The organism is Porcincola sp. LCP21S3_C12, from assembly GCF_052118625.1.
Taxonomy (GTDB): Bacteria; Bacillota; Clostridia; order Lachnospirales; family Lachnospiraceae; genus Porcincola.
Window position 1 is genome coordinate 1 of the sequence record NZ_JBQKGW010000036.1, and the last position, 8,347, is coordinate 8,347.

General features: G+C 47.3%; 11 protein-coding genes. 6 read left to right on the forward strand and 5 right to left on the reverse strand.

The genetic code is table 11. The features are described 5' to 3' along the window. Positions 1-524: 524 nt before the first annotated feature. Both ACTQ1N_RS12135 and ACTQ1N_RS12140 read left to right on the forward strand, forming a co-directional pair. Entirely contained in the window at positions 525-848 is a 324-nt protein-coding gene (locus tag ACTQ1N_RS12135; RefSeq protein ID WP_060930438.1) for a hypothetical protein, read from the forward strand. 449 nt (positions 849-1,297) lie between these two features. After that, on the forward strand, positions 1,298-2,542 hold the full coding sequence (locus ACTQ1N_RS12140) for an IS256 family transposase (protein ID WP_441956924.1): 1,245 nt from the start codon (positions 1,298-1,300) through the stop codon (positions 2,540-2,542). 325 nt (positions 2,543-2,867) lie between these two features. On the opposite strand, the gene ACTQ1N_RS12145 is transcribed toward ACTQ1N_RS12140, so the two are convergent. From ACTQ1N_RS12145 to ACTQ1N_RS12165, 5 genes are all read right to left on the reverse strand, one after another. Next, positions 2,868-2,957 carry a hypothetical protein gene (locus ACTQ1N_RS12145; protein ID WP_441956933.1) on the reverse strand — a complete coding sequence of 30 codons (90 nt, stop codon included), beginning with the start codon at positions 2,955-2,957 and terminating at the stop codon, positions 2,868-2,870. Then, a complete protein-coding gene (locus ACTQ1N_RS12150; protein WP_441956925.1) occupies positions 2,924-3,166 on the reverse strand; it encodes a hypothetical protein in 243 nt (80 codons plus the stop codon). The genes ACTQ1N_RS12145 and ACTQ1N_RS12150 overlap by 34 nt, the downstream gene beginning before the upstream one ends. Before the next feature lie 99 nt (positions 3,167-3,265). Then, positions 3,266-3,544 carry a hypothetical protein gene (locus ACTQ1N_RS12155; RefSeq protein WP_441956926.1) on the reverse strand — a complete coding sequence of 93 codons (279 nt, stop codon included), beginning with the start codon at positions 3,542-3,544 and terminating at the stop codon, positions 3,266-3,268. 270 nt (positions 3,545-3,814) lie between these two features. Further along, a complete protein-coding gene (locus ACTQ1N_RS12160) occupies positions 3,815-4,024 on the reverse strand; it encodes a hypothetical protein (protein ID WP_441956927.1) in 210 nt (69 codons plus the stop codon). A gap of 289 nt (positions 4,025-4,313) precedes the next feature. Continuing rightward, positions 4,314-4,505 (reverse strand): hypothetical protein, encoded by a 192-nt coding sequence (locus tag ACTQ1N_RS12165; protein WP_441956928.1) that lies wholly within the window; start codon positions 4,503-4,505, stop codon positions 4,314-4,316. 269 nt (positions 4,506-4,774) lie between these two features. Here ACTQ1N_RS12165 and ACTQ1N_RS12170 point away from each other — a divergent pair, with 269 nt between their 5' ends. The 4 genes from ACTQ1N_RS12170 to ACTQ1N_RS12185 all read left to right on the forward strand — a co-directional run bounded on the left by ACTQ1N_RS12170 (position 4,775) and on the right by ACTQ1N_RS12185 (position 7,781). Then, a complete protein-coding gene (locus tag ACTQ1N_RS12170; RefSeq protein WP_441956929.1) occupies positions 4,775-5,551 on the forward strand; it encodes a hypothetical protein in 777 nt (258 codons plus the stop codon). Between the two features lie 34 nt (positions 5,552-5,585). Continuing rightward, positions 5,586-5,792 carry a helix-turn-helix domain-containing protein gene (locus ACTQ1N_RS12175; protein ID WP_441956930.1) on the forward strand — a complete coding sequence of 69 codons (207 nt, stop codon included), beginning with the start codon at positions 5,586-5,588 and terminating at the stop codon, positions 5,790-5,792. Between the two features lie 83 nt (positions 5,793-5,875). Continuing rightward, on the forward strand, positions 5,876-6,670 hold the full coding sequence (locus ACTQ1N_RS12180) for a type I restriction-modification system subunit M N-terminal domain-containing protein (RefSeq protein ID WP_441956931.1): 795 nt from the start codon (positions 5,876-5,878) through the stop codon (positions 6,668-6,670). Continuing rightward, positions 6,663-7,781: a Fic family protein gene (locus ACTQ1N_RS12185; protein WP_441956932.1), complete on the forward strand. Its 1,119-nt coding sequence runs from the start codon at positions 6,663-6,665 to the stop codon at positions 7,779-7,781. Before ACTQ1N_RS12180 ends, ACTQ1N_RS12185 begins: the two co-directional genes overlap by 8 nt. Positions 7,782-8,347 lie beyond the last annotated feature (566 nt).

Genomic DNA, 8,347 nt, shown 5'->3' on the forward strand with positions numbered 1-8,347 from the left:
CTCAGCCCTCTGTAATACTTCGGAAACAGTGTTCCGGGAACACGAAGCAGCAAGAGCTATATTTCTCTCGCTGTACCCCTGGCTTTTCAGCCGGAGGATTTCTCTGTAGTTCGTCACTTCTGTGACCTCCTTTGAATGGAATCTCAACGCACTATTGCGTTTGTCATCATTGTAGGAGTCTCAAACAAAAGTGGCTCAGTTATCGCCGGAATGGTGGCTCAGTTAATAACGGAATGGTGGCTCAGTTGCACCGGACAGGGTGCTCAACGGGCTCCGGATTCTTCATTATATGCTCTTTTTTAGAAAAAATGTGAAAGTTGGTCTGGCGTGACTGTGGAAAGGCTTTTCTGTTTTTCACGAATTCCAAACATGGTACACTAAGTAACGAAATGGTGTTGATGAGAAATGGATATCATTGCTGCTGATTTCAAAGCAACTTGGAAGAAGACAAGATACGTATACCAAGATATAATCAGAATTAATCAGAAAATGAGGAATAGTTGAAATGGAGGCGCTATAATAACATGAAGATTGAAGGGAATCAGAAAGAACTGGATGCAATGGTAGAATTTCATAAGGGAAACCGTGCCGAGGGACTGAGACTGCAAGAAGAATTTGCAGCGGAATTTCGTAAGGAGTATAAAGACAAAGATCACTGTCCTTGCCTGAAAGCCTGTCGTTATCACGGAAACTGTAAGGAATGTGTAGCAATCCACAGAGCGCATCAGGAACATGTTCCTAATTGTATGCGACCATTGATTAATAAAAAATTGAAATTGATGTCAGAATTAACAGAGCATACCTTGGCAAATGAAATAGAAGCTCCACATGAGATTTTAAGAAAATAGGCAAGTCAAATTCTAGTTTGCTGATGCAGAGCAGAGGCGGCAACTCATTGATATGTTTTCACAAACCGATGAGGCACTGGACATGTTTCCGCAAACCAATGAGGTAAAAAAGAGAGCAGTTCAGACGTCTCAACGCACGTCGAGACAGTCGCTCTGCTAATTCGGCAGAACTAAAAAAGGGCCGGAACAGCCCGATTATAGCCCTTTATGCGGCACCCAGCTTTTCTGCAAAGAGAGGCCGGTGCCGCTTTTTCTGTCTGGGAAAATGAGAATATCGCTCCAGCGTGACTGTGGGAATGCTATTTAAGGTTTTGGTAAGATCATCATCACGAAGACATAAAAAGAGGGCGGTACGGCAGCGATACTGTATGAGACTATGAAAGTTTTTCTGTAAATAGATAAGAGCCAGGCCTTCTATGATAAACTCAAATCATAGGAGGCCTATTATTATGGCACGTACAGAGAAGAAACCGGTCCATCACGTTCAGATGACAGAAGGAAAGCGGGATATCATCCGTCAACTCCTTCAGGAGTATGATATCCAGTCCGCATCCGATATCCAGGATGCCCTGAAAGACCTTCTTGGAGGAACCATCAAAGAGATGATGGAAGCCGAGATGGATGAGCATCTTGGATACGAGAAGTCTCAGCGCTCCGATTCCGATGATGCCCGCAATGGGTACAAACAAAAGCAGGTGAACTCCAGTTATGGCCCTGTTACGATCGATGTTCCGCAGGACCGGAAGTCTACATTCGATCCTCAGATTGTCAAGAAGCGCCAGAAGGATATATCTGACATCGACCAGAAGATCATCTCCATGTATGCCAAGGGTATGACGACGCGTCAGATCTCGGATACCCTCATGGATATTTATGGTTTTGAGGCTTCAGAAGGCTTTATTTCTGACGTGACAGACAAGATTCTGCCGCAGATAGAGGACTGGCAGCACCGTCCTCTTGATGAGGTCTATCCGGTGCTTTACATCGATGCGATCCACTATTCTGTCCGTGACAATAACGTCATCCGCAAGCTTGCAGCTTATGTGATTCTCGGCATCAGCCTCGAAGGAAAAAAGGATGTACTGACGATTAACGTCGGCGAGAATGAAAGTGCCAAGTACTGGCTGTCTGTCCTAAACGAGCTTAAGAACCGTGGTGTAAAAGACATCATGATCATCTGCGCTGATGGCCTGACAGGCATTAAAGAGGCTATCGGAACGGCCTTCCCGAATACGGAATACCAGCGCTGCATCGTCCATCAGGTCCGCAATACCCTGAAGTACGTTGCTGATAAGGATAAAAAGGCCTTCGCCAAGGATCTGAAGACAATCTATCAGGCTCCTACAGAACAGAGGGGCGCTGAAGCTCGCGACGAAGTAGCTGAAAAATGGTCAGAAAAATACCCGAACGCCATGAAGTCCTGGATCAAGAACTGGGACGTGATTACTCCCATCTTTAAGTTTTCATCTGATGTCAGGACTGTGATCTACACGACCAACGCGATAGAAAGCCTGAATTCCACATACCGCAAACTGAACCGCCAGAGAAGCGTGTTCCCGAGTGACCAGGCTCTCCTGAAGGCCCTTTATCTGGCCACCTTCGAAGCCACGAAAAAGTGGACGATGCCGATTCGAAATTGGGGAAAGGTGTACGGTGAACTGAGTATCATGTACCCGGATCGGATGCCGGAGTAACTTGACTTTCCGCTGACGCGCTTCCGCTTGTCCTACCGCCCTCCATGGCAGGAACAAATCCACCTGCCATTCCGGTTGGTTTCCATCCGAGTGGCCAGTCTGGCGTTTTCCGCACCTGGGGTCAAAACGATCAGATGAAAAAGCGACAGGCGAAGCATATCGCTCCGCCTGTTCTTGACATACCTACTTGTATGAATTATAAGGGAATAAAGGATTCGGGGTTCTGATCCACCGGAACCCAGCTCTTCAATCCTCAACTCTTATCATAGAAGACCTATTTACAGAGATTTTTTCACACGCTCTACTGTATCGTCCTCGAGCGCTATTATTCTGATTCGAACTGCTTACGCAGCTCATCAATCTTGCTCTTGTAATAACGAATCATTCTGTCCGACAGGCCAAGGCTGTCCGCAATCTCAGCAGTTGTGAAACCATTTTCTCTTCCTTATAAACCTTTGCGCATTTCGGGTAATACTGTTCCAGATATGCAATGAATTCTTCCTCTTCAAGATTCTTCATGGCTTCTGCACAGGTTACATCCCCGATAGCTGCTTCCTTATTGGAGTTCTCCATCATTGCATCCAGAGAGACGGTCTCCGAAGTGATGTGGTCTTCACTTGCCATCGGGCAACCGTAGCAGCTACGGTCACGACAAACTCTAGTAGTTCCATCTTCTGCTGGAATGCGGCAGCGGCGCTTGCGCGTGTTTCTCTGAGCCTCTGGCTACTCCATCGCCATAAGAGGCTGGTACATGTTTTCAGGTACCGGAATCATATAGCAACGATGGCGCATGTCACCGATCAGGGGATTCCTGATAAGATCTGATTCCCAACCTCTTTCTTTTGCATTGATATCCTCAGCGTTCATCGGATAAAGCCGATATCCTGCTGATGCAGAGAGGACCTTCTTCCCTTCTGCGGTAATGCTGACTGTTACTGTTGCTTCTACATTTCCGTTTTTGTCGTAGAACGGTACTACTTTGACCTGTACGGTATTATCCATTTGATTGTCCTCGTTTCTTGCGAAACGGGGCAATCAGAAATGGGCGGGTAATAGTTTTTCTTCATCTCGGCCACCATGCGGGTTTCCCCGTTTCTTCACTGGCGGCCAGCTGTGCATGAAGCTGAACCAAATTTGTCTTGCTGCCTGCTCCAATCGGAGATGCACTCGTCTATCCGCGGTAGGGCGCACCGGGTGGAGCAGGGAATTACCTTGACTTTGGCACAATCGTTAGCTGGGCGATGAAGCCGAAGGACTTTCCATATTCAGTTGTCAGTCGTAGTTCTCGATATATGCATAAAGCTCTGAGAACACCTCTTCGTAGTCACACGGATTCAGGTCGTAGATGCTTCTTGCGCCATGCTCCCTGAGAATGAAACGAACAATTTCGCACCCGCAGATACCGGCAACCTCGCCTTCTGTGTTTTCCAGATTGATAATCCAGTCTTCGTTTGACATGCTCTTGTCATCTCTTGTTTTCAAAAAACTCCTTTTCTTCCCGTTGCCGAAGAGAACCGGAGACATGAAAAAGGCATGGCGGTACCATCGGAACGGTGTAAAAAGCCAGTTCTGCTGGTCCGTCATGCTCGTAGCCGGACTTACATATTCACTTGTGACTGTCACATCCGCTCGAGCCACTTCTGTGCATAGGGTGAACGGTTATAGCAGTGAGCCTTTTAACGCCTTGCTCAGGGCAAATCCGAACCTCTTAACATATGGAGCTTTGCGAGCTGTTTTGGAGCCCTTTTCCGATATGTTTCATAGGAGATTCTCAGTTATCGTTAATCATCAGCTCCAGATCCCCGAATACTTCCTCGTAATAGGAAGGGCTAAAATCGTCGAAGCAGGTCGCGTCGTAGCGCTGGAACACACCATCGACAGCTGCCGCTCCGTAGATGGAGCAGACCTGGTCAGCATCGTTCTCGATGTTGACGCGCCACATATCTATATCAGCATGAGTCACTGTCTCACCTCCATTTGTTTGCCTGTATTTGTCGATTTATGCCTGTTTAATGCTTATGAAATCTGATACTGTTGATTTGTTCATAAAGAATTCATATAATTATTTTCAGAAGTCTGTCTTTTGTTGTCTTCAGGACCAGTCCGATCAACTGACCTTATTGTCGAATGACAGTTAGGTCCTGAAAAAACGGGAGACACGCAGCAAATCAGGTCTTGCAGGTCCTAAGGAGATGAGCAGTATTAAGAACAACGAATTTCTCAAAAAGCTGTATGGCTTTTTTAGATAATCAGCGGAATCAAGGAACCTATATCATCGAGTTCTTCAATGCTGCTGAAAGCCATTATTTTGTGATGCCGCTTGCGTATAAGGACCGGACAAATGAAGCCCTTGAAGGTGAGAGGCATTATGCCAAGGACAGACCGCACATCCAGGAAATAAAGGAGTTATTCCCGAATCCGATTAACCTTGACGGGCTTGTTGCATTCATTGACAAGAACCTGCCTGCCAACAAGCTCGTAGCCTGCATGGCGGAGTTCGGAATTCCTTCTGGAGCGGAACAGGACAAGACCAAGTTCGCTCATGCTCTCGCCGCTCAGTTCAGTCTGTTCGTGACAACTCCTGATGACGACATTGATAACGCGGTCTGGGAGATGTATCAGATTCTTCTTGCAGGGCAGCCGATATCCGCTGATGACATCAGCGGCCTTCGATATGCGGGCGATGACGTTCTGGTTGAATTCGGCAACAGGCGTCATGAAGCGGACTGCTATGAGATCATTCACCACGAATGGAAATTACAGAATCGTGGAACACGTGAATGGCATGATCGGAAGCTGGTTCTGGTGAATCAGGCAGAAATACATCCTCGGCCTGTACAGACAGTTATTCCGATACCGGATACAGGGCTGGGCGAATTTACAAAAATAGCCACGGACATAGATACCCGTGGCTTTGAGGGAAACTTCGAATGTAAGTGGGAAATGCAGGATGCGGATGGTGAGAACTGCTTTCCGAACAAGCGGTGGGATTTCAATATAAGGATTTAGGTGACGTTCCATAAGTCGGACGAAGGAGACACACGTGGATAAGAATATAGAAAAATGGTCAACGATGAAGGAAGTGCAGGAATACCTCGGGGTAGGTCGTGAAAGCATCATGCAATGGATCAACAAGCGCAACATGCCGGCATACAAAGTCGGACGACTTTGGAAATTCAAACTGAGCGAGGTCGATGACTGGATTCGCTCCGGTGGTGCTGCCGAAGAAAGCAACGAGAAGGAAAACTGATTGGTAAAGTCCAGACTATTGGACAGCTGGTAATACATGATAAATGCTACTGCGAAGGTGCGGCGGCGCAAAGAAGAAAATCAATGGACAATCAGGAATACAACTCGATAGTCAGCTTTATATGGGGAATCGCAGACGACTGCCTGCGCGACGTCTATGTCCGCGGCAAATACCGCGACGTTATTCTACCGATGACGGTCATCCGCCGCCTTGATGCAATGCTGGAAGGGACGAAGGAAGCCGTCCTTGCCATGAAGAAACAGCTGGATGCTGCCAAAATCGACAATCAGTGGCCTGCGCTCTGCAACACTGCCGGTCAGGCGTTCTGCAATGCTTCGCCATTCCTTTTAAAAGACCTGACGAGCCGTTCGAAGAAGCAGTCACTTGAAGCGGACTTCAAAGCATACCTAGACGGCTTCTCTCCAAATGTTCAGGAGATCCTCGACAAGTTCAAGTTCCGCGACCAGATCAAAACAATGGTCGACGCGGACATTCTTGGCGCGATCATCGACAAGTTCACATCATCGGATATCAACCTCAGCCCGAATCCTGTTTATAAGGACGCGGAGAGAAAGATCGTGAAGTTGCCGGGGCTCGACAACCATGGCATGGGAACCATCTTTGAGGAACTTATCAGACGCTTCAACGAAGAGAACAATGAGGAAGCCGGTGAGCACTGGACACCACGTGATGTCGTAGAGCTTATGGCAGACCTTGCTTTTTACCCGGTTGAGGATAAGATTCTGGACGCATCGTACTCTTGCTATGATACGGCACGAGTGTCGGGATTAGATGTCATGCACAGCTTGAATCTTTTAATGATGGGTGTCGCGGTGTCAGTTGAAATAGGAAAAAGGAAGGTGAGCGCGGATGGATAAAGACCCTTTCAAGGAATATATCAAGGAATCTGAGCCGGATAAGCGGGATAAGGGCTATGCATGGCATACGGCCATTGGACTTCAGGCAGTAGATGGCCTGAAGACATCTGATTACCTGATGCATACGGCGGTTCGCAATATCGAGGGAGAGATTTCCTTCGAAGAAGCGAAAGCACTTCTGCAGAGCTATTACAGGGAGAATCCATCACGTGATGCAGATGACCGCACGGAAGAGGCTGACAAGGTTTCTGCCAGAATCGCAGAGATATTGTCCGAGAGGGCATTCAGTTTTACACCGAATGAGTATCTGTCAATTCACAGAAGATTGTTTACGGGCATCTATCCACATGCTGGTCGCATTTGTGATTATAACATCACGAAGAAGGAATGGGTGCTGGACGGAGCGACGGTGCTTTATGGCAGTGCGACTGAGTTGAGAGCGACATTGGAGTATGATTTTTCCGAGGAGCGGAAGTTCTCATATCGGGATCTTTCCATGGATGAGATCATCCGACATTTTGCGTTTTTCGTTTCGAGGCTCTGGCAGATTCATGTTTTCGGTGAAGGTAATACCAGGACCACGGCGGTTTTCTTCATCAAGTATCTGCGGACTCTCGGTTTTGACGAGACAAATGATATCTTCGCTGAGAATGCGTGGTACTTCCGCAATTCTCTTGTCCGCGCGAACTACAACGACTTCACAAGAGGCATCCATGAGACGACGGAATATCTGGAAATGTTCCTGAGGAATCTTTTGCTGGGTGAGCACAATCCGCTTCACAACCGGACCTTACATATCAGTGGAGCGTTCAAGGAAACGGAAAAACCGGACATTGAACAGAAAAAACCGGACATTCAAGAAGAAAAACCGGACATTGAGGATCTAAAGGCGGATATTAGCAATAGTTTTACAGCTAAAACGACAGCGCATATCCTCAGTCTTCGCAAAGAATTCCAAGGTCAGACGATCTTCGGACGGTCGGATATCATGCGCATGCTTGATATGAAAGCGTCAAGGGCTTCTGAGCTTTTGAAGGAAATGGCAGAGCAGGGTATCATTGAGCCAGTTTCCGGATTCGGCAAAGGGAAATACCGGTTCAGGCAGCAGTAGGGCAGCTGTAACTTGATCGCTGACCGACCAAGAAAAGCGACTAAGATACCGAACAAGTTAGCGGCAGCTGGGGTTGAGACCTTGATCATAAACCGATTGAGCAGAGGAGAGCAGGTCGAGACGATGGCCTCCCTCCTGCCCGCCGTATTATAGGTAGAAATAGCACCTGGACATATTCCCGCATACGGAGAGCACCTGTAAAAACGCTGTTTTCCAGCCTTGAACAGTTCCCGCATACGAACGGAAATGTGTCCAGGAACCAGACATTCAGGTGCTTGCCTCATGCCATGTGGAGTGCGTAGTTCTTCTGTCACGGGAAACGAAGTAAAAGTACACAAAAGGCTTGAAATCAAGGGATTCCGAAGATGAGGCAATAAAAAATACCTTTCCCGGAATTCCTTTTTTATCGGTTCTGACAATAGTTGTGAGCACTGATTTTTTGCGAAGTGTAACAAGGTGTTGTCCGGCAAATTAAATGATGTCCCATCCGGCAGATTATTTCGCGCCGATTTTGGATTTCTACAGATGTGTCAGTCACTTTAAAAGTAACTGTTTCTGCGAATTGT

Bases quoted from the DNA above. Each gene is read 5' to 3' on its own strand.
- ACTQ1N_RS12170 (WP_441956929.1), top strand. From the start codon at position 4,775: ATGGCTTTTTTAGATAATCAGCGGAATCAAGGAACCTATATCATCGAG.
- ACTQ1N_RS12185 (WP_441956932.1), top strand. From the start codon at position 6,663: ATGGATAAAGACCCTTTCAAGGAATATATCAAGGAATCTGAGCCGGAT.
- ACTQ1N_RS12155 (WP_441956926.1), bottom strand. From the start codon at position 3,544: ATGGATAATACCGTACAGGTCAAAGTAGTACCGTTCTACGACAAAAAC.
- ACTQ1N_RS12140 (WP_441956924.1), top strand. From the start codon at position 1,298: ATGGCACGTACAGAGAAGAAACCGGTCCATCACGTTCAGATGACAGAA.
- ACTQ1N_RS12150 (WP_441956925.1), bottom strand. From the start codon at position 3,166: ATGGCAAGTGAAGACCACATCACTTCGGAGACCGTCTCTCTGGATGCA.
- ACTQ1N_RS12135 (WP_060930438.1), top strand. From the start codon at position 525: ATGAAGATTGAAGGGAATCAGAAAGAACTGGATGCAATGGTAGAATTT.
- ACTQ1N_RS12180 (WP_441956931.1), top strand. From the start codon at position 5,876: ATGGACAATCAGGAATACAACTCGATAGTCAGCTTTATATGGGGAATC.